Source organism: Stenotrophomonas sp. GW821-FHT02D01, from assembly GCF_059421765.1.
This window is the reverse complement of sequence record NZ_JBWKVP010000015.1, coordinates 25,394-43,981: the sequence shown is the minus strand read 5'-3', so window position 1 is coordinate 43,981 and position 18,588 is coordinate 25,394. Positions and strand designations below refer to the sequence as shown.

The 18,588-nt window shown below is 66.3% G+C and carries 20 protein-coding genes; 8 read left to right on the top strand and 12 right to left on the bottom strand.

Annotated elements, in window-relative coordinates; translation table 11 throughout:
* The first annotated feature begins 412 nt into the window (after positions 1-412).
* Entirely contained in the window at positions 413-2,305 is a 1,893-nt protein-coding gene (gene htpG, locus AC07UW_RS19470) for a molecular chaperone HtpG (RefSeq protein WP_495212684.1), read from the top strand.
* A gap of 274 nt (positions 2,306-2,579) precedes the next feature.
* On the opposite strand, the gene AC07UW_RS19465 is transcribed toward htpG, so the two are convergent.
* Positions 2,580-2,882 (bottom strand): hypothetical protein, encoded by a 303-nt coding sequence (locus AC07UW_RS19465; protein ID WP_313252114.1) that lies wholly within the window; start codon positions 2,880-2,882, stop codon positions 2,580-2,582.
* A gap of 131 nt (positions 2,883-3,013) precedes the next feature.
* On the opposite strand from AC07UW_RS19465, the gene ftsY reads away from it, so the two are divergent.
* The 3 genes from ftsY to AC07UW_RS19450 all read left to right on the top strand — a co-directional run bounded on the left by ftsY (position 3,014) and on the right by AC07UW_RS19450 (position 5,868).
* Entirely contained in the window at positions 3,014-4,351 is a 1,338-nt protein-coding gene (ftsY, locus tag AC07UW_RS19460) for a signal recognition particle-docking protein FtsY (RefSeq protein ID WP_495212683.1), read from the top strand.
* Positions 4,352-4,468: 117 nt separating this feature from the next.
* On the top strand, positions 4,469-5,593 hold the full coding sequence (gene mutY / locus AC07UW_RS19455; RefSeq protein ID WP_495212682.1) for an A/G-specific adenine glycosylase: 1,125 nt from the start codon (positions 4,469-4,471) through the stop codon (positions 5,591-5,593).
* Between the two features lie 5 nt (positions 5,594-5,598).
* Positions 5,599-5,868, top strand: a complete 270-nt coding sequence (locus AC07UW_RS19450; protein ID WP_093820188.1) for an oxidative damage protection protein — start codon at positions 5,599-5,601, stop codon at positions 5,866-5,868.
* 74 nt (positions 5,869-5,942) lie between these two features.
* Here AC07UW_RS19450 and AC07UW_RS19445 read toward each other — a convergent pair whose 3' ends face one another.
* The 10 genes from AC07UW_RS19445 to AC07UW_RS19400 form a co-directional block, all read right to left on the bottom strand.
* Positions 5,943-6,401 (bottom strand): DUF6491 family protein, encoded by a 459-nt coding sequence (locus AC07UW_RS19445; protein WP_223494819.1) that lies wholly within the window; start codon positions 6,399-6,401, stop codon positions 5,943-5,945.
* A gap of 132 nt (positions 6,402-6,533) precedes the next feature.
* A complete protein-coding gene (gene lolD, locus AC07UW_RS19440) occupies positions 6,534-7,247 on the bottom strand; it encodes a lipoprotein-releasing ABC transporter ATP-binding protein LolD (RefSeq protein ID WP_032977862.1) in 714 nt (237 codons plus the stop codon).
* Complete coding sequence (locus AC07UW_RS19435) at positions 7,240-8,481, bottom strand: lipoprotein-releasing ABC transporter permease subunit (RefSeq protein WP_093819978.1); 1,242 nt, start codon at positions 8,479-8,481, stop codon at positions 7,240-7,242. Before AC07UW_RS19435 ends, lolD begins: the two co-directional genes overlap by 8 nt.
* A gap of 23 nt (positions 8,482-8,504) precedes the next feature.
* Positions 8,505-8,954: a hypothetical protein gene (locus AC07UW_RS19430; protein ID WP_317850495.1), complete on the bottom strand. Its 450-nt coding sequence runs from the start codon at positions 8,952-8,954 to the stop codon at positions 8,505-8,507.
* Complete coding sequence (locus tag AC07UW_RS19425) at positions 8,905-9,153, bottom strand: FAD assembly factor SdhE (protein WP_089240366.1); 249 nt, start codon at positions 9,151-9,153, stop codon at positions 8,905-8,907. The genes AC07UW_RS19430 and AC07UW_RS19425 overlap by 50 nt, the downstream gene beginning before the upstream one ends.
* Positions 9,154-9,226: 73 nt before the next feature.
* Complete coding sequence (locus AC07UW_RS19420) at positions 9,227-10,012, bottom strand: succinate dehydrogenase iron-sulfur subunit (RefSeq protein WP_025878815.1); 786 nt, start codon at positions 10,010-10,012, stop codon at positions 9,227-9,229.
* 66 nt (positions 10,013-10,078) lie between these two features.
* Positions 10,079-11,869 carry a succinate dehydrogenase flavoprotein subunit gene (gene sdhA, locus AC07UW_RS19415; protein ID WP_025878814.1) on the bottom strand — a complete coding sequence of 597 codons (1,791 nt, stop codon included), beginning with the start codon at positions 11,867-11,869 and terminating at the stop codon, positions 10,079-10,081.
* Between the two features lie 31 nt (positions 11,870-11,900).
* Positions 11,901-12,287 (bottom strand): succinate dehydrogenase, hydrophobic membrane anchor protein, encoded by a 387-nt coding sequence (sdhD, locus tag AC07UW_RS19410; protein ID WP_025878813.1) that lies wholly within the window; start codon positions 12,285-12,287, stop codon positions 11,901-11,903.
* Positions 12,284-12,676 carry a succinate dehydrogenase, cytochrome b556 subunit gene (gene sdhC / locus AC07UW_RS19405; protein WP_025878812.1) on the bottom strand — a complete coding sequence of 131 codons (393 nt, stop codon included), beginning with the start codon at positions 12,674-12,676 and terminating at the stop codon, positions 12,284-12,286. Before sdhC ends, sdhD begins: the two co-directional genes overlap by 4 nt.
* 56 nt (positions 12,677-12,732) lie before the next feature.
* Complete coding sequence (locus tag AC07UW_RS19400; RefSeq protein WP_080149151.1) at positions 12,733-12,906, bottom strand: DUF1674 domain-containing protein; 174 nt, start codon at positions 12,904-12,906, stop codon at positions 12,733-12,735.
* Between the two features lie 39 nt (positions 12,907-12,945).
* Between AC07UW_RS19400 and ygfZ the strand changes: the two genes are divergently transcribed.
* Positions 12,946-13,821: a CAF17-like 4Fe-4S cluster assembly/insertion protein YgfZ gene (ygfZ, locus tag AC07UW_RS19395; protein ID WP_495212681.1), complete on the top strand. Its 876-nt coding sequence runs from the start codon at positions 12,946-12,948 to the stop codon at positions 13,819-13,821.
* Between the two features lie 162 nt (positions 13,822-13,983).
* Here ygfZ and AC07UW_RS19390 read toward each other — a convergent pair whose 3' ends face one another.
* Positions 13,984-15,066: an ABC transporter ATP-binding protein gene (locus tag AC07UW_RS19390; protein ID WP_495212680.1), complete on the bottom strand. Its 1,083-nt coding sequence runs from the start codon at positions 15,064-15,066 to the stop codon at positions 13,984-13,986.
* A gap of 352 nt (positions 15,067-15,418) precedes the next feature.
* Between AC07UW_RS19390 and zwf the strand changes: the two genes are divergently transcribed.
* Genes zwf through pgl form a run of 3 tightly spaced genes read left to right on the top strand, consistent with a single transcriptional unit; the run spans position 15,419 to position 18,578 of the window.
* The gene (gene zwf, locus AC07UW_RS19385) at positions 15,419-16,855 is read left to right on the top strand and encodes a glucose-6-phosphate dehydrogenase (RefSeq protein WP_025878809.1); all 1,437 of its coding nucleotides are present in this window, start codon (positions 15,419-15,421) and stop codon (positions 16,853-16,855) included.
* Positions 16,852-17,859 carry a glucokinase gene (gene glk / locus AC07UW_RS19380; protein ID WP_100468153.1) on the top strand — a complete coding sequence of 336 codons (1,008 nt, stop codon included), beginning with the start codon at positions 16,852-16,854 and terminating at the stop codon, positions 17,857-17,859. The genes zwf and glk overlap by 4 nt, the downstream gene beginning before the upstream one ends.
* A complete protein-coding gene (gene pgl, locus AC07UW_RS19375; RefSeq protein ID WP_025878807.1) occupies positions 17,856-18,578 on the top strand; it encodes a 6-phosphogluconolactonase in 723 nt (240 codons plus the stop codon). The genes glk and pgl overlap by 4 nt, the downstream gene beginning before the upstream one ends.
* The last annotated feature ends 10 nt before the right edge of the window (positions 18,579-18,588 follow it).

Genomic DNA, 18,588 nt, shown 5'->3' with positions numbered 1-18,588 from the left:
ATCCATGCCGCGGACACCCCCACAACCTGACCCACCCCGCCTTCGACAGTTTCCTGCGATCTGTCAAACGGCTTTTTGGGGTATTTCGATATTTGGGAGATTTCATCCACGCATGGCGTGGAACTACTCCAGGTCGCGACGATCTGTCGAAGGCGGGGCACTGTGGGTTTGCGGGGTGTGAGCGGCATGGATGCCGCGACAAAGCCCCCATGGACGGGTTTACAGCGTCCCCGCAAACCCACAGTGCCCCGCCATCCCACGGAATGCCCGCTGTTGCTGTTGCTGTTGCTCTGGCCTCTGCGGGTGCAGGGCGCAGCCCTGCCAGAACAACCCCTTGATTTCGGGACAATCACCCCTACCCCTTGGCGAGGCCGCACGCGCTTGCGCGGCACCGCACATGGAGCCCTACCCGATGACCGAGACGACCCAGACCGAAACCCTTGGCTTCCAGACCGAAGTCAAGCAGCTGCTGCAGCTGATGATCCACTCGCTGTACTCCAACAAGGAGATCTTCCTCCGCGAGCTGGTCTCCAATGCCGCCGACGCCGCCGACAAGCTGCGCTTCGAAGCCCTCACCCAGCCTGAGCTGCTGGAAGGCGACAGCGAACTGCGCGTGCGCGTCAGCTTCGATCCGGCCGCGCACACCATCACCATCGAAGACAACGGCATCGGCATGAGCCGCGCCGATGCCATCACCCACCTCGGCACCATCGCCAAGTCCGGCACCGGCGACTTTCTGCGCCAGCTGTCCGGCGACCAGAAGAAGGACTCGCAGCTGATCGGCCAGTTCGGCGTCGGCTTCTACAGCGCCTTCATCGTCGCCGACGAAGTGGAAGTCACTTCGCGCCGCGCAGGCCTGGCCGCCAATGAAGGCGTGCGCTGGACCTCGCGTGGCGAAGGCGATTTCGATGTCGCCACCATCGACAAGGCCGAGCGCGGCACCCGCATCGTCCTGCACCTGAAGGACGGCGAGCACGACTTCGCCGACGGCTGGCGCCTGCGCAGCATCCTCAAGAAGTACTCCGACCACATCGGCCTGCCGATCCAGATGCCCAAGGAAGGCGGCGAAGAAGGCGCCGCGATCGAGTGGGAAACCGTCAACCGCGCCAGCGCGCTGTGGACCCGCCCGCGCACCGAGATCAGCGATGCGGAGTACACCGAGTTCTACAAGCACGTCGCCCACGACCACAGCGACCCGCTGGCGTGGAGCCACAACAAGGTCGAAGGCAAGCTGGAGTACACCTCGCTGCTGTACGTGCCGGGCCGCGCGCCGTTCGACCTGTACCACCGCGATGCGCCCAAGGGCCTGAAGCTGTACGTGCAGCGCGTGTTCGTGATGGACCAGGCCGAGCAGTTCCTGCCGCTGTACCTGCGTTTCATCAAGGGCGTGGTCGATTCCAACGACCTGTCGCTGAATGTCTCGCGCGAGATCCTGCAGTCCGGCCCGGTCATCGATTCGATGAAGGCCGCGCTGACCAAGCGTTCGCTGGACATGCTGGAGAAGCTGTCCAGCGACAAGCCCGAGCAGTACGCCACGTTCTGGAAGGAATTCGGCCAGGTGCTGAAGGAAGGCCCGGCCGAGGACTACAACAACCGTGAGAAGGTCGCCGGCCTGCTGCGCTTCGCTTCCACCCGTGGCGACGGCGATGCACAGACCGTCTCGTTGGCCGACTACATCGGCCGCATGGCCGAAGGCCAGAACAAGATCTATTACCTGACCGGCGAGAGCTACAGCCAGGTGCGCAACAGCCCGCACCTGGAAGTGTTCCGCAAGAAGGGCATCGAAGTCCTGCTGCTGACCGATCGCATCGACGAGTGGCTGATGGGCTACCTGACCGATTTCGACGGCAAGGGCTTCGTCGACATCGCCCGCGGCGACCTCGACCTGGGCGCGCTGGAGAGCGAAGCGGACAAGCAGGAGCAGGAAGCCGCAGCCAAGGACAAGCAGGGCCTGGTCGAGCGCCTTAAGAACGTGCTCGGCGATGACGTGGCCGAAGTGCGCGTGTCGCACCGCCTGACCGATTCGCCGGCGGTGCTGGCCATCGGCGAACAGGACCTGGGCCTGCAGATGCGCCAGATCCTGGAAGCCAGCGGCCAGAAGGTGCCCGACAGCAAGCCGGTACTGGAGATCAACCCGGGTCATCCGCTGATCGCCAAGCTGGATGCCGAAGCCGATGGCGCACGTTTCGACGACCTGGGCCGGGTGCTGTTCGACCAGGCCGCGCTGGCAGCCGGCGACAGCCTGAAGGACCCGGGTGCCTACGTGGCCCGTCTGAACAAGCTGCTGCTGGAGCTGTCGGCCTGACCGATGCCGGGATCGCCCGGCCTGGTGGGTGCCAACCTCGGTTGGCACCGCCATTGCCCCGGTAGATGCCAACCTTGGTTGGCGCTGCTGTTGGCCTGGTAGATGCCAACCTTGGTTGGCGCTTGAAAAGCTGCCGAGCAGGGCTTGACTGCAAAAGCGTGCCAACCAAGGTTGGCACCTACCAGAGCCGGTCGGATCAGACCCGTCCAAGAGCCGGTCGGATCAGGCACGCACCAGAGCCGGTCGGATCAAGCCCGTCCCGGAGCCGGTCGGATCAGGCCTGCCGATCCAGCAGCGAGCCCAGCATCTGGTCCTCGCGACGGATCACCGCCGCGTTGGCAGCGAAGGCCACCACCTCGGCCTTGGCAGCCAACAGGTCGCCCAGCGTTGCGGTCGGATCGATGTCGCCATGGGACGTCACGCGGCTGTCCACCCCGCCCTGCGCTGCGGCATCGCGCTGCAGTTGCAGTCGTGGCGCATCCGGGGTCGCCAGGTTGGCAACATTGTGCGCGGCCACCTGCACGCCCTGCTGAGCCGCACGCAGCCCGCTGAGCGCAACACCTGTCACATCGTTCATCGGCGGTCTCCCAGGCCACCCAACGCAGCCCTCCGGACCGGTTAACGGCCGCGCAGCTGCGACCTTGAGTCCACGCCGGCCATACAGGCCCGGGTGGTAGCATATCCCTCTGATTTCAGCGCCTTTTGCCAATGCTCAGTTTTTTCCGCCGCAAGAAGCCCCAGGACGCCGCCACACCGGACGCGCCCAAGACCCAGCACTACTCGGCTGAAGAGCTGGCGGCGGCATTCCCGTCGGCCGCGCCACCCGAGCTGGCCCCGGCCGCACCGGTAGCCCCGCCGACGGTGGAAGCGCCTGTGCCAGCTGCCACGCCCGAGGTCGTTGCGCCCGCAACGTCAGCCGCGCCGGCCCCGCAAGCAACACTGCAGACGGCGCAGGAAACCATCCCCGAAGCCACGCCCGCCCGCGTGCTGGCGCCGGAGAACTTCGAAGCCGAAGCGGCCGCCGCCGCGGCGGTACACGCCCCGCTGGCCCCGGTCATCCCGGCGCACGAGCCGGCCGCCCCCGCCGCCGACCTGCCGGTACTGGTCGATGCACCCGCCGCTCCGGCCGGCAAGCCCGGCTGGCGCGAGCGCCTGCGCAACAGTGCGTTCGCCCGCAGTTTCGGCGGCCTGTTCTCGCGCAACCCCAAGCTCGATGACGACCTGCTGGACGAGATCGAGACCGCGCTGCTGACCGCCGACGTTGGCATTGCCGCCACCACCGACCTGATCGCCGACCTGCGCAAGCGCATGAAGGCGCGCGAGTTCATCGATGCCAATGCCCTGCTGGCGGCACTGCGTGCGGACCTGATCGCGATCCTGCAGCCGGTATCCAAGCCGCTGGTCATCGACCGCAACGCCAAGCCCTTCGTGGTGCTGACCGTGGGCGTCAACGGCGTTGGCAAGACCACCACCATCGGCAAGCTGGCCAAGCGTTTCAAGGACGAGGGCCACAGCCTGATGCTGGCCGCCGGCGACACTTTCCGCGCCGCCGCCGTCGCCCAGCTGCAGATCTGGGGCGAGCGCAACGGCGTGGCCGTGGTCGCGCAGGGGCAGAATGCCGATGCCGCCTCGGTGGCCTACGACGCACTGCAGGCCGGCAAGGCCCGCGGCACGTCGGTATTGATCGCCGATACCGCAGGCCGCCTGCACACCCAGTCCGGGCTGATGAACGAGCTGGGCAAGATCCGCCGCGTGCTCGGCAAGATCGACGAGAACGCGCCGCACGAAGTACTGATGGTGATCGACGGCACCACCGGCCAGAACGCGCTTTCGCAGCTGCGCCAGTTCAATGCTGCGGTCAAGGTGACCGGCCTGGTGGTGACCAAGCTGGACGGTACCGCCAAGGGCGGCGTGGTGTTCGCGCTGGCCCGTGAGTTCGGCATTCCGATCCGTTTCGCCGGCATCGGCGAGCGCCCGGAAGACCTGCGCGTGTTCGATCCGGAAGCTTTCGTCGACGCCCTGTTGCCCGAAGCGCTGGGTGCCTGATACACCGTGCAGCCACGCGTGGCGTGGCTCTACTGCAACCCGGTAGAGCCACCCCATGGGTGACCGGCCGCTGCCGTAGTAGAGCCACCCCATGGGTGGCTGCCCCCTGGAGTACCGATGCCCCGCCAGCCGAACGCCAGCGCCACGTCCGCCCCTGAGCATGGCTTCGTCGCCCGCCTGCTGCACTGGTTCGACCACCACGGCCGCCACGACCTGCCCTGGCAGCATCCGCGCAGCCCGTACCGGGTGTGGTTGTCGGAGATCATGCTGCAGCAGACCCAGGTGGCCACGGTCATTCCGTACTTCCATCGGTTCCTGCAGCACTTCCCCGCCCTGCCCGACCTTGCCGCCGCCAGCAACGACGCGGTGATGGCGCAGTGGGCCGGCCTGGGCTACTACGCCCGTGCACGCAATCTGCACGCCGCCGCCAAGCGCTGCGTCGCCGAGCACGGCGGCGACCTGCCGCGTGATTTCGATGCCCTGCACGACCTGCCCGGCATCGGCCGCAGCACCGCCGGCGCGATCCTCAGCCAGGCTTGGAACGACCCGTTCGCGATCCTCGATGGCAACGTCAAGCGCGTGCTCAGCCGCTATCACGGCGTCGAAGGCTTCCCTGGCCTGCCCGCCATCGAAAAGCAGCTGTGGGCCATCGCCGAAGCGCAGGTCGCACAGGTGCCGTCTGGACGCATGGCCGACTACACCCAGGCGCAGATGGACCTCGGTGCCACAGTCTGCAGCCGGTCCAGACCGGCCTGCGTGATCTGCCCGCTGCAGACCGATTGCGTGGCACGTCGCGAAGGCCGCACCGCCGAGCTGCCAACCGCAAAGCCAAGCAAGACGCTGCCCGAACGCGAGGCGGTGGCCCTGCTGCTGCGCGACAAGCAGCAGCGCGTGCTGCTGCAGAAGCGGCCGGACACCGGCATCTGGGCACAGTTGTGGACGCTTCCGCAGGCCGATGCGGGCAGCGAGCTGCAGGACTGGTTCGACGTACACGTCGATGGTTCGCTGGAAGATGCCGAGGAACTGCCAGTGCTGCAGCACACCTTCAGCCACTACAAACTGCACCTGCAGGTATTGTCACGGCAGGTGCACGGCCTGCGCGTGGAAGAACCCACGCTGCGCTGGGTTGGCGCCGCCGAACTGCCTGCACTGGGCTTGCCTGCCCCCATCCGCAAACTGCTTGAGGGCGCGCCCATCAAGAGCCCGAAGCGAACCTCCGCAAAATCCCGCAACCACGAGTGAGTGCCATGCCCCGAACCGTCTTCTGCCAGTACGAACAACGCGATGCCGAGGGCCTGGACTTCGTGCCTTACCCGGGTGAGCTGGGCCAGCGCGTGTTCAACCACATCGGCAAGCCGGCGTGGACCGCATGGCTGGCACACCAGACCATGCTGATCAACGAGAACCGCCTCTCCCCGCGAAAGCCGGAACATCGTGCCTTGCTGGAAACGGAACTGGTGAAGTTCCTGTTCGAGAAGGACGCGGAGAAGCCGGCCGGGTTCACCCCGGAAGCCTGACACGCAGGTAGTGCCGGCCGCTGGCCGGCAACCCCGATGTACAAGGTTGCCGGCCAGCGGCCGGCACTACCGCATCACTTCGCGGGCGACGTGGACTCTTCGCGCTCCTGCACCTGCGCCTGGCGCATTTCCTTCTCCTCTGCCCGCAGCGACTTCACGTCGAGCTTGCGTATGGTCTTGATGAAGCACGGCATGCGCGGGCCAGCGGTCGGGTCACGTACCAGCACCTTGTCGAACGGTGCCGAGACGCGGCCCATATGGCTGGTCAATCCGATCGCCGGTGCGTAGGACAGATCCGGGCACGGCCCACTCAGTTCCAGCAGGTAGGCCTCGCTGGGCTTGGTCCACACCGCCAGCGCACTGTCGCCCAGCTCGGTCCAGCCATTGAGGCTGCCGAAGAACTGCATGTCCTTCTGCGGTGCGCCAGCGTGGGCACGATACAGCTCCAGTTTCTCGGCACTGCCCAGGCGGCCGGTGGTGGCACAGCCAGCCAGCGCCAGGCACAGCCCGGCGATCAACAGTGGGGTCTTCATGGCCATCTCCACGGGGGAACTGTGCCGATCATGCACCCGCCGGGGTGGTGCCGGCGCAACGGCCGGCAGCCCCGTTCAGGCCCTGCAGCGAATCCGGTAGTCGCCAACCTTGGTTGGCGCTTGGCCGGCCGCTCAGACGTCGGCGTGGGCCAGCGCGTGCAGGCGCCCTTCGCGCAGCTCCAGCACCCGGTCCAGCCGCCGCGCCAGGCTGCGGTCATGGGTCACCAGCACCAGGCTGGTATGCCGCGCACGGTTGAGCTCCAGCATCAGCTCGAACACGGTCGCAGCAGTGCGGTCATCCAGGTTGCCGGTCGGCTCGTCGCCCAGCACGCAGGCGGGGTGATTGACCAATGCACGCGCCACCGCGGCACGCTGGCGTTCACCGCCGGACAGTTCGCCGGGCTTGTGGTCCAGGCGATGGCCCAGGCCGACCGATTCCAGCAGCGCAGTCGCACGCGTACTGGCCTCGGCCACCGCGGTACCGGCCAGCATCACCGGCATCATCACGTTTTCCAGCGCGGTGAATTCCGGCAGCAGGTGGTGGAACTGGTAGACGAAACCCAGCGCCTGGTTGCGCAACAGGCCGCGCGAGGTGTCCGACAGCGCCGACATGCGCTGGCCGGTGACATACACCTCGCCCGCAGTCGGCGTGTCCAGCCCGCCCAGCAGGTGCAGCAGCGTGCTCTTGCCGGCACCGGAGGCACCGATGATCGCAACCGTCTCACCTGCAGTCACCGTCAGGTCCAGCCCGTCGAACACCGGTGTCTGCATGCGCCCTTCGGCGTAGGTCTTGCCCAGCCCTTCGGCACGGATCACTTCATCGCCGCGGTTGAAGACCTTATTCATAGCGCAGGGCCTCCGCCGGCTGGGTGCGTGCTGCCCGCCAGGCGGGATACAGAGTGGCCAGGAAGCTCATCAGCAGCGCGACCAGGGTGATCACCACGATGTCGCTGGTCTGCATGTCGGTTGGCAGGCCGGTGATGTAGTACACGTCCTCCGGCAGCAGCTTGACGTTGAACACCGATTCGATGGCGCCGAGGATGCGCTCCAGGTTCAAGGTCAGGGTGATGCCGCCGATCAGGCCTGCAAGGGTGCCGAAGATGCCGATCAGCGAGCCCTGCACCATGAACACCTGCATCACTCCGCCCGGGGTCAGGCCGAGGGTGCGCAGGATCGCGATGTCGGCCTGCTTGTCGGTCACCAGCATCACCTGCGAGGACACCAGGTTGAAGGCGCCCATGGCGATGATCAGCGAGAGCAGGATGCCCATCACCACTTTTTCCATGCGCAGCGAGTGGTACAGGTTGGCGTTCTGCTGGGTCCAGTCGCTGACCCGATAGGCACCGCCGAGGTTCTGCGCCAGGTCCACGCCCACCTCCAGCGAGCGGTCCATGTCATGCAGTTTCAGGCGCACGCCGGTGGCGCCATCGGAACGCAGTACGCGCTCCAGGTCTTTCATGTTGGCAAAACCCACACCGCGATCGACCTCGTTGTAACCAGCCTCGAAGATGCCGCTGACGGTGAAGCGCTTCATCCGCGGCACTGCGCCGGCCGGGGTGCCCTGCACTTCCGCGAAGGTCACCAGCACCTGGTCACCGACGTCCACGCCCAGCCAGACGGCCAGTTCCTTGCCCAGCAACAGGTTGAAGCTGCCCGGGGTCAGGCTGCCGTAGCTGCCCTTGGTGACCTTCTTGTCGATCACCGACACCTTCGGTTCCAGCGCCGGATCGATGCCCTGGATGATCGCACCCTGCACGCGCGGGCCGCTGATCATCGACTGGATCTCGATATACGGCGCAGCACCGGCCACGCGCGGATCCTTGCTGGCCACATCGACCACGCGCATCCAGTCCGGCATCGGTTCGCCGTCGCGGCTGATGGTGGTGTGCGCGGTCATCTGCAGCAGGCGGCTGCGGATTTCCTTCTGGAAACCGCTCATGACCGCCAATGTGGTGATCAGCACCGTCACCCCGAGCGCGATGCCCAGGATCGATGCCATCGAAATGAAGGAGATGAAGCCGTTGCGGCGCTTGGCGCGCAGGTAGCGCAGGCCAATGGCCACGGGAATGGGTTTGAACATGCAGGCACGCCAGTCGATTCAGCCTATGGTGCCACCGACCGGGGCTGACGGGAAACGGCGCGTGCGGATACGGCCAGTCGCAGTTCACGTCGTTGCCCGCGATCCAGCACATCCGGCCAGAACAACAGGCGTCGCCGGCGCCAGCCTTCGCGCCACTGCAGCAGCAGCCAGGGCCCGCGCACCACCAGTCGCGGCTCGGGAATGTCGTGGCCGTCCACGCGCAGCGGCTCGGGCGCGGGCGGCAGCTGCAGCACCACGCGGGGCCGCCGCAGGCGCCAGGCCAGTTCGGCCAGGCCAAGCGCCCAGACCCCGATCAGCGCGGGAACCAGATGGGCAGGAGGCAGATCCGAAGCGCGCAGCAGCCACGGCGCGGCCAACAGTACCGCCAACTGAGCGCCGGCCTGCAGCCGCGACGGGCGCCACTCAAGGCTTGAGGGCGAGGATCTTGTGCATGAGGGGGACGGCGTGCGCATGTGGACAGGCCTCGTAGCCCATGAACCAACGCCACAACTTATCGTCCTCGCAATCGAGCAGGAACAGGAAAACCTCGCGCTCTTCGGTCGGTGCACTGCTCCATTCGCGGTCCAGGTAGCGACCGAACAACTGGTCCAGTTCGCGCATGCCGCGCCGGCAACGCCAGCGCAGCTTCTTCAGCAGAACATCTTCTTCCATCGTGTCTCTCCAGATACAGCAAAGCCACGCATGGCGTGGCTCTGCTGGGGTCGTGCAACTACCCGGCACCGTATCAGGCGCGGCGTTCCATCATCAGCTTCTTGATCTCGGCGATCGCCAGCGCCGGGTTCAGGCCCTTCGGGCAGGTCCGGGCGCAGTTCATGATGGTGTGGCAGCGGTACAGCTTGAACGGATCTTCCAGATCGTCCAGGCGCGCACCGGTGTCCTCATCGCGCGAATCGATGATCCAGCGATAGGCCTGCAGCAGGATCGCCGGGCCCAGGTAACGCTCGCCGTTCCACCAGTAGCTCGGGCAGCTGGTCGAGCAGCACGCGCACAGGATGCACTCGTACAGACCGTCCAGCTTCTTGCGGTCTTCCGGCGACTGCAGGCGCTCACGGTCCGGCGGTGCCGGGGTCTGGGTGCGGATCCACGGCTTGATCGAGGCGTACTGCGCGTAGAAGTGGGTCAGGTCCGGAACCAGATCCTTGACCACGTTCATGTGCGGCAGCGGGTAGATCGGCACTTCCTTCTTGCCGCAGTCCGAGATGGCTCGGGTGCAGGCCAGGGTGTTGGTGCCGTCGATGTTCATCGCGCACGAACCACAGATGCCTTCGCGGCACGAGCGGCGGAAGGTCAGGGTCGGGTCGATCTCGTTCTTGATCTTGATCAGCGCGTCCAGGACCATCGGGCCGCAGGCGTCCAGATCGACGTCATAGGTGTCGGTGCGCGGATTGCTGTCGTCGTCCGGACTCCAGCGGTAGATCTTGAAGGTGCGCACGTTCTTGCCGCCGGTCTTGGCGGGGAAGTGCTTGCCCTTCGTGATCTTGGAATTCTTGGGGAGTGAAAACTCGGCCATGGCTGCTCTCGTTGGCTCAGGCGGCCCGCGCCCGAGGGCGCGGATTGCATGTTAGGCGGGGTCGGATCAGTACACGCGCGGCTTCGGCGGCACCACGGACACGTCATCAGTCAACGTGTACATGTGCACCGGACGGTAGTCGAAGCTGCACTTGCCCTTCTCGTCCACGCTGACCAGGGTGTGCTTCTGCCAATTGACGTCGTCGCGGTCCGGGAAGTCCTCGTGCGCGTGTGCGCCACGGCTTTCCTTGCGCTGCTCGGCCGAGTTGATCGTCGCCACCGCGTTCAGCAGCAGGTTGTTCAGCTCGTAGGTCTCGATCAGGTCCGAGTTCCAGACCAGCGAACGGTCGGAGACCTTCACGTCCTGGAACGAGTCGAAGATCTTGTCCATCTTCTCGCAGCCTTCCTTCAGCGTCTGGCTGGTGCGGAAGACCGCCGCGTCTGCCTGCATGGTGCGCTGCATGCGATCGCGGATGACCGAAGTCGGCGTATCGCCGTTGGCGTGACGCAGCTTGTCCAGCAGGCCCAGCGCCTTGTCGCAGGCGTCGGCCGGCAGGGTCTTGTGCGCCGCGCCCGGGGTGATCGTCGCCGCGCAACGATTGGCCACTGCACGCCCGAACACCACCAGGTCCAGCAGCGAGTTCGAACCCAGGCGGTTGGCACCGTGAACCGAAACGCAGGCCGCTTCGCCGATGGCGTACAGGCCCGGCACGACCGCATCGGGGTTCTCGCCGTCTTTGCGCACCACTTCACCGTGGTAGTTGGTCGGGATGCCGCCCATGTTGTAGTGCACGGTCGGAATCACCGGGATCGGCTGCTTGTGCACGTCGACGCCGGCGAAGATGCGCGCGCTCTCGGCGATGCCCGGCAGCTTGTCGTCGATCACGCCCGGGCCGAGGTGGGTCAGGTCGAGCAGGATGTGGTCCTTGTGCTCGCCCACGCCACGGCCTTCGCGGATCTCGATGGTCATCGAACGGCTGACCACGTCGCGCGAAGCCAGGTCCTTGTAGTGCGGTGCGTAACGCTCCATGAAGCGCTCGCCGCTGCTGTTGCGCAGGATGCCGCCTTCACCGCGGACACCCTCGGTGATCAGGCAGCCGGCGCCGTAGATGCCGGTCGGATGGAACTGCACGAACTCCATGTCCTGCATGGCGATGCCGGCGCGCATGGCCAGGCCGCCACCGTCGCCGGTGCAGGTGTGCGCCGAGGTGGCGCTGAAGTAGGCGCGGCCGTAGCCGCCGGTGGCCAGCACCACGCCCTGGGCGCGGAACAGGTGCAGCGTGCCGTCGGACATGTCCAACGCCAGCACACCACGGCAGGCACCTTCGTCATCGAAGATCAGGTCGAGTGCGAAGTACTCGATCATGAAGCGCGCGTCGTGCTTCAGCGACTGCTGGTACAGCGTGTGCAGCATCGCGTGGCCGGTACGGTCGGCCGCCGCGCAGGTACGCTGCGCCGCCGGGCCTTCGCCGTACTGGGTGGTCATGCCACCGAACGGACGCTGGTAGATCTTGCCTTCGGCGGTGCGGCTGAACGGCACGCCGTAGTGCTCGAGCTCGATGATCGCCGGAATCGCTTCACGGCACATGTACTCGATGGCGTCCTGGTCGCCCAGCCAGTCCGAACCCTTGATGGTGTCGAAGAAGTGGTAACGCCAGTCGTCCTCGCCCATGTTGCCGAGCGCGGCGGAGATACCACCCTGGGCGGCAACCGTGTGCGAACGGGTCGGGAAGACCTTGGTCAGGCACACGGTCTGCAGGCCCTTGGCGGCCAGGCCGAACGTGGCACGCAGGCCGGCGCCGCCGGCGCCCACCACGACCATGTCGTACTTGTGTTCGGTAATCTTGTAAGCGGACATCTAGTCTGGATTCCTGTCTTGGCGCCTGGGCTCAGGCAACGCCGAGGGCGATGCGGCCCACCGCAAACACACTGACGATCATGCCGAGCACGGCAACGAACTTCACCGCGGTCTGCAGCACCAGGGCCAGCAGCGATTCGTGGATGTAGTCCTCCAGCACGACCTGCAGGCCGAGCTGGGCATGCCAGAACATGGCGATCAGCAGGCCGATCAGCGGAACGGCGTTCCACGGCTTGGCGATCGCGGCGGTGGCGGTCACGTAATCCGAGCCCAGCAGGCCCAGCACGAACACCAGGAACCAGATGCCCAGCACCACCAGCGCGGCGGCGGTCAGGCGCTGATGCACGAAGTGCTCGGTGCCGGTCTTGGCCGAACCGAGACCGCGCACGCCCTTCAACGGGGTACGGAACTTGCTCACGCGGCACCTCCGAAGAGCACATAGGCCCACACCGCCAGGGTGATCAGCAGGCTGCCGATCACCGACATCCAGCTGCTGCGGATGAAGGTGGCAATGCGGAATCCGATCGCGAAGTCCTGCACGATATGGCGGATGCCATTGCACAGGTGATAGGCGAACGACCATGTCCACGCGAACAGGAACACGCGGCCATACCAGGCCCCGGCATGGCCGGTGAAGCAGTTCCAGGATTCGGGCCCCATCATCAGAGCCAACAGGCCTCCGGCGATGATGAGGGCACCAACAGACAGAAAGACGCCAGTGGCTCGATGCAGGATCGAGGTGGCCATCTGAATCTGCCAGCGATACACCTGAAGGTGCGGAGAAAGGGGACGTTGTCTGGTCGCCATTCGCTGGGCTCGTTGTCTCGGCTGGGCGGCATAAGGCCGCGTTGGCTCAATGCTGATCAAAAATCGATGCAGCGTCCGTTTTTTTCCCAATCGCCATACCGCACCGGATCAAGTCCGCCGCGGCCACCGAATTCCTCTTCCACCTCTGGTTGTTCCACGGGCACAGGGACCGGGGGAACCAGCGGGGCTTCAGCTTCGGCGTCGGGAGTGGGGGTTGTTTGGCCTATCATGATGGGTCTCGCAACGCACAAATTTTAGACCTCGTTCACGTGCCTGACAACCTTCCCCCTGCTTTCGTCGCATATCCGCGCCTGCCCGGCCATCAATTGCTGAGCCTGCAGGGCGTGGATGCAGTGGCTTTTGCCCATGCCCAGTTCAGCAGCGACGTGACCGCCCTGCCCCTGCTGCACTGGCAGTGGAGCGCGTGGCTGAGCGCCAAGGGCCGCAGCCTGGCGGTGTTTCAGCTGCTGCGGCTGGCCGATGACCATGTGCTTCTGGTGCTCGCCGACGGCGATGCCGATGCGATTGCGTCGCAACTGCAGCGCTTCGTGTTCCGCCGCAAAGTGAAATTGCAGGTGCATGCGGACCTGGTGGTGGCCGGGGCCTTTACTGCGCCGGAAGCCGCTACCGGCGCTGCCATCGCACTGGCCGACAGCCACGGCTGGGAGCTGGATCTGGGCAGCGACGCACTTCCCCGTACTTTGCGCATCGGCCCGGTCGAGGCCTTCCCGGCCAGCGACGAAGCCGAAGATGCCGCCTTCGCCCTGGCCTGGCGCCAGGCCGACCTGCGCTTTGGCCTGCCACGCTTGGCAGAGAGCCAGCGCGAGGTGTGGACCCCGCAGCAGCTGGGCCTGGACCGCCTCAACGGCTACAGCGTTAAGAAGGGTTGCTACCCGGGTCAGGAAATCGTCGCGCGCACCCATTTCCTTGGCAAGGCCAAGCGCGCGGTGCAGCTGCTGCATACCGCAGCACCTGCGCAGGCAGGCGATGGCGTGCAGCAGGACGGCACCGCGCTCGGCACCCTGGCCAGCGTAGCCGGCGATCTGGCGCTGGCCGTGCTGCCGCTGGAGACCAGCGACAGCGAGCTGCAGGTGGGCAACGCGCCCGCGCAACGGATGCCGCTGCTGGACGGCCTGGCGCGCTGAGGCGCCGATCCGGCATTTCATCCACGCATGGCGTGGATCTACTGGGGATCACGGTGGGTGCGGACCGTTGGTCCGCACGCCTTCGGCGAAGGAAGGTAGTGCCGGCCACTGACCGGCAACCACGCGGGGTTGAGGTTGCCGGCCAGCGGCCGGCACTACCGGTTACAGGCGCTCGCCGGTTTCCGGGTTGAAGAAATGCAGGCCCTGCGGGTGGATCGCCACCCGGATGTCCTCGCCCACGCCCGGCAGCGACTGCGGCGCCACGCGCATGGTCAGCGCGTGCTGGCCGCTGCTCATGTTGACGAAGATCTCGTTGCCGACCGGCTCGATGCCTTCGATGCGCGCGGTGAACGCATGCGTGTCTTCACTGCCTGCCGGCTGCAGGTGCTCGGGACGCACGCCCACGGCGATCGGCTTCTGCAGCCACGCCGGATCGATCGTCGCCTGCCCCAGCGGAGCACGCCACTGGCCATCGACCACGGTCACGCCACCGGCGTCGCCCTGCAGCGTGCCGCGCAGCACGTTCATCGCCGGGCTGCCGAGGAAGCCGGCCACGAACAGGTTGGCCGGGCGGTCGTACAGCGCCATCGGCGTATCGATCTGCTGGATGATGCCGTCCTTCAGCACCACGATGCGCTGGCCCAGGGTCATCGCCTCGACCTGATCGTGGGTCACGTAGATCATGGTGGTGCCCAGCTTGCGGTGCAGCTGCGCGATCTCGGTGCGCACGCTGTGGCGCAGCTTGGCATCCAGGTTGGATAGCGGCTCGTCCAGCAGGAACACCGCCGGCTCACGCACCAGCGCACGGCCCAGGGCAACGCGCTGGCGCTGGCCACCGGACATCGCCTTGGGCAGCTTGTCCATCATGTCGGTCAGCCCCAGCGTCTGCGCGGCTTCGCTGATGCGCTTGTCGATGGTCGCCTTGTCATGGCCGCGCAGCTTCAGCCCGAAGGCCAGGTTCTCGGCCACGGTCATGTGCGGATACAGCGCGTAACTCTGGAACACCATCGCGATGTCGCGATCCTTCGGCGCCACGTAGTTGACCACGCGATCACCGATGGTCAACGTGCCGCCGCTGATCTCTTCCAGCCCGGCCACCATCCGCAACAGGGTCGACTTGCCACACCCCGACGGACCGACCAGCACCATCAGTTCGCCGTCGGCGACCTCGAAGGTGGCGTCCTTCACTGCAACCTGGCCGTTGTCGTAGACCTTGCGCACACCCTGCAACTGCACTTTTGCCATTTCACTCATCCAGTCCGCCCGACGCCGGGCTGTCTTTTGGGACTGCCTCGGCCCTCCCGATGGCAGTGATGATTGCGCGGTTGCCGCATGACGGCGACCACTGCAATCGAATACAGTTGCCCATTCTGCCATGTAAACGTTTTCACGTGGCACTATCCGACAGTCGGTGCGCGCCGACCTGCATCGTCGACCGAACGAAGGGTTGCCGCTGTAGTGGTTTCGATTGGAACGGTGCTCCGGCAAGCCGGAAAACCGATCCAGATGAGCCTCGGACAGGCAGTTGCGCGGATGTCCCCCGAACCCAGCCATGAAGCGATTGACAACGATGTCACCCGGATCTGAAACTCGAGCGATGCACGACACACTCTTCCTGTTTGGTGCCACAGGTGATCTGGCCCAGCGCTACCTGTTCCCTTCGCTGCTGCGCCTGCTCGGCGACGGCCTGCTGCCGGAGGATTTCCGCATCCGTGCGCTGGCCCTGTCGGGCCACGACACCGAAGCCTTCCATGACATCCTGCGCCCGCGCCTGCAGCAGGCGATGCCGATGGCCAGCCAGGAGGACATCGCCTCCCTGCTGCGCCGCATCGACTACCGCTCGGTGGACCTGCGCGACGTCGACTCGGTCGCCGCTGCCGTGTCCGACCTGGTCGACCGCCGCTGCGTGAGCTACCTGGCGATCCCGCCGGGCCTGTACATCTCCACCTGCGAGGGCCTGGCCAAGGGCGGCGCACTGGCCGCACCCGCGCGCCTCATGCTGGAGAAGCCGATCGGCAGCGACAGCGAAAGCGCCGAGGAGATCATCACCACCATCGGCCAGTGGATCGACGAAGACCGCGTGTTCCGCCTCGATCACTACCTGGGCAAGGCGGCGGTACAGAACCTGATCGCACTGCGCTTCGGCAATACGCTGCTGGAAGCAGTGTGGAACCGGAATTACATCGAATCGGTGCACATCCTCGTTGCAGAAAGCGAAGGCGTGGATGGCCGCGATGCCTACTACGCGCGCTCCGGCGCCCTGCGCGACATGGTGCAGAGCCACATCCTGCAGCTGCTGTGCATGGTGGCAATGGAGCCGCCGGCGTCGCTGGAAGCCGACCGCATCCGCGATGAGAAGGTCAAGGTGCTGCGCGCGCTGCGCCCGCTGGATGCCAAGCACGCCGCGCGTGACAGCGTGCGCGGCCGCTATACCGCGGGCAGCATCAACGGCCAGCCCGCACAGGCCTACCAGCCGCCGGAAGGCAGCGACGTGGAGACCTTCGCCGGTGTCACCGCGCACATCGACAACTGGCGCTGGAGCGGCGTGCCGTTCCACCTGGTCACCGGCAAGCGCCTGCCCGAGCGCACCACCCGCGTGGTGGTGACCCTAAAGCCGGTCACGCACTGGTTGTTCGAGCGTCCGCAGCGTGCGCAGGCCGCACCGAACCGCCTGGTGTTCCAGCTGCAGCCGCAGGAGAACATCGAACTGGGCCTGATGAGCAGCCTGGCCGGGCCCGAATGGGGCGCACTGGAACTGCAGCCGCTGGAGCTGGAGCTGTCGGTGCCGACCGGCCTGCATCGCCGCATCGCCTACGAGCGCCTGTTCCTGGACGCCTTCAACGGCAACCACACCCTGTTCGTGCGCGATGACGAAGTGCGTGCCGCCTGGGCCTGGATCGACAGCGTTGCCGACGCCTGGAAGGCGGCCAACCTGCCGCTGGAGCCCTACCCTGCCGGCCAGTGGGGCCCGGCCAACGCGGTCGATTTCCTGCCGCAGGGCGTGGATGCACCGGATAGCGGAGCGTCGGAATGAGTGCCAGCTCGCAGCCCGTGCTGGTCGCCGACATCGGCGGCACCAACGCCCGCTTCGCCCTGGCCGACACCTCGCAGGACGCCCCGCTGCTTAAAGAGAGCATCCGCGAGTACGCCGTGGCGGAGTTCCCGTCGCTGGGTGATGCCGCGCGCCACCATCTGGAGCAGATCGGCGCCACCGCAAGCCGTGGCGTGTTCGCAGTCGCCGGTCGTGTCGATGGTGACGAAGCCCGCATCACCAACCATCCGTGGGTGATCTCGCGCAGCCGCACGGCCGCGATGCTTGGTTTCAACGAACTGCACCTGATCAACGACTTCGCCGCGCAGGCGATGGCGATTTCGCTGCTGCAGCCCGATGACGTGGTCCAGGTCGGCGGTGCCGCCTGGGTTCCGGGCAAGCCGGGTCAGCCGCGCAACTACGCAGTGATCGGCCCAGGTACCGGCCTCGGCGTCGGCGGCCTGATCCTTCGCCACGGCCGCTGTTACCCGCTGGAAACCGAGGGCGGCCATGTCAGCTTCCCGCCGGGAACGCCGGAAGAGATCCGCATCCTGGAGATCCTGTCCGAGCAGTTCGGGCGCGTCTCCAACGAGCGGCTGATCTGCGGCCCCGGCCTGGTCAACATCCATCGCGCAATCTGCGAGATGGCGGGTATCGACCCGGGCCAACTGCAACCGGTGGACGTGACCGCCCGCGCCCTGCACGGCGATCCACAGGCGATGCGTACCGTGGATGTGTTCTGCGCGGTGTTCGGCGCCATTGCCGGTGATCTGGTGCTGACCCAGGGCGCCTGGGATGGTGTGTTCCTGACCGGTGGGCTGACTGCGAAGATGCTCGATTCATTGCAGCACTCCGGTTTCCGCCAGCGCTTCGAACACAAGGGCCGGTTCTCTTCGATCATGGCGCGGGTGCCGTCGCTGGCCGTGATGCATCCCCACGCCGGACTGCTGGGCGCCGCTGCCTATGCTGCCGACGCCGAACGTGACGCACCAGGAGTTGCCGCATGACCCCCATCTTCCAGGACGACCGTATCGACTTCATCAACCACGGCGATGCCGATGGCTGGATCGAAGCGGTTGCAGCCGAAATGGCCCAGGCGATCAACCACGACATCACCGAACTGGGCCGCGCACGCATCCTGCTGTCCGGCGGTACTACGCCGGCCCCGGTATACCAGGCGCTGGCCGAGCTGGACGTGCATTGGGACCGCGTTGAAGTGAGCCTCGCCGACGAGCGCTGGCTGTCGCCGCAGGATCGCGACAGCAATGCGTGGCTGGTGCGCGAGAACCTGCTCACGCGTGCCGAAGGTGCGCACTTCGATCCGCTGGTGCGGATCGGCAAGCCGCTGCCCGAATGCGTGTACACCGCCAACCTGCAGGCCCAGCACAGCCAGGCCCCAAGCCTGGTCGCGCTGGGCATGGGCAACGACGGCCATACCGCCTCGCTGTTCCCGGGCTCGAAGGACCTGACCCGCGCCCTCGAAAGCACCCTGCCGTATGCCGCGCTTGATGCCACCGGCTGCCCCGGTGCCAACCAGTGGCCGCTGCGCATCACCCTGACCCCGCGCGGCCTGGCCCAGTGCCGCCAGCGTCTGCTGCTGCTGCGCGGCAAGCAGAAGCTGCAGGTGCTGCGCCAGGCATTGGACAGCAACGACCCGCAGCAGTATCCGATCCTCAACGCGATCAACCTGGAGGGCGCGCGCCTGCGCGTCCACTGGGCTGATTGATGTCGGCGGC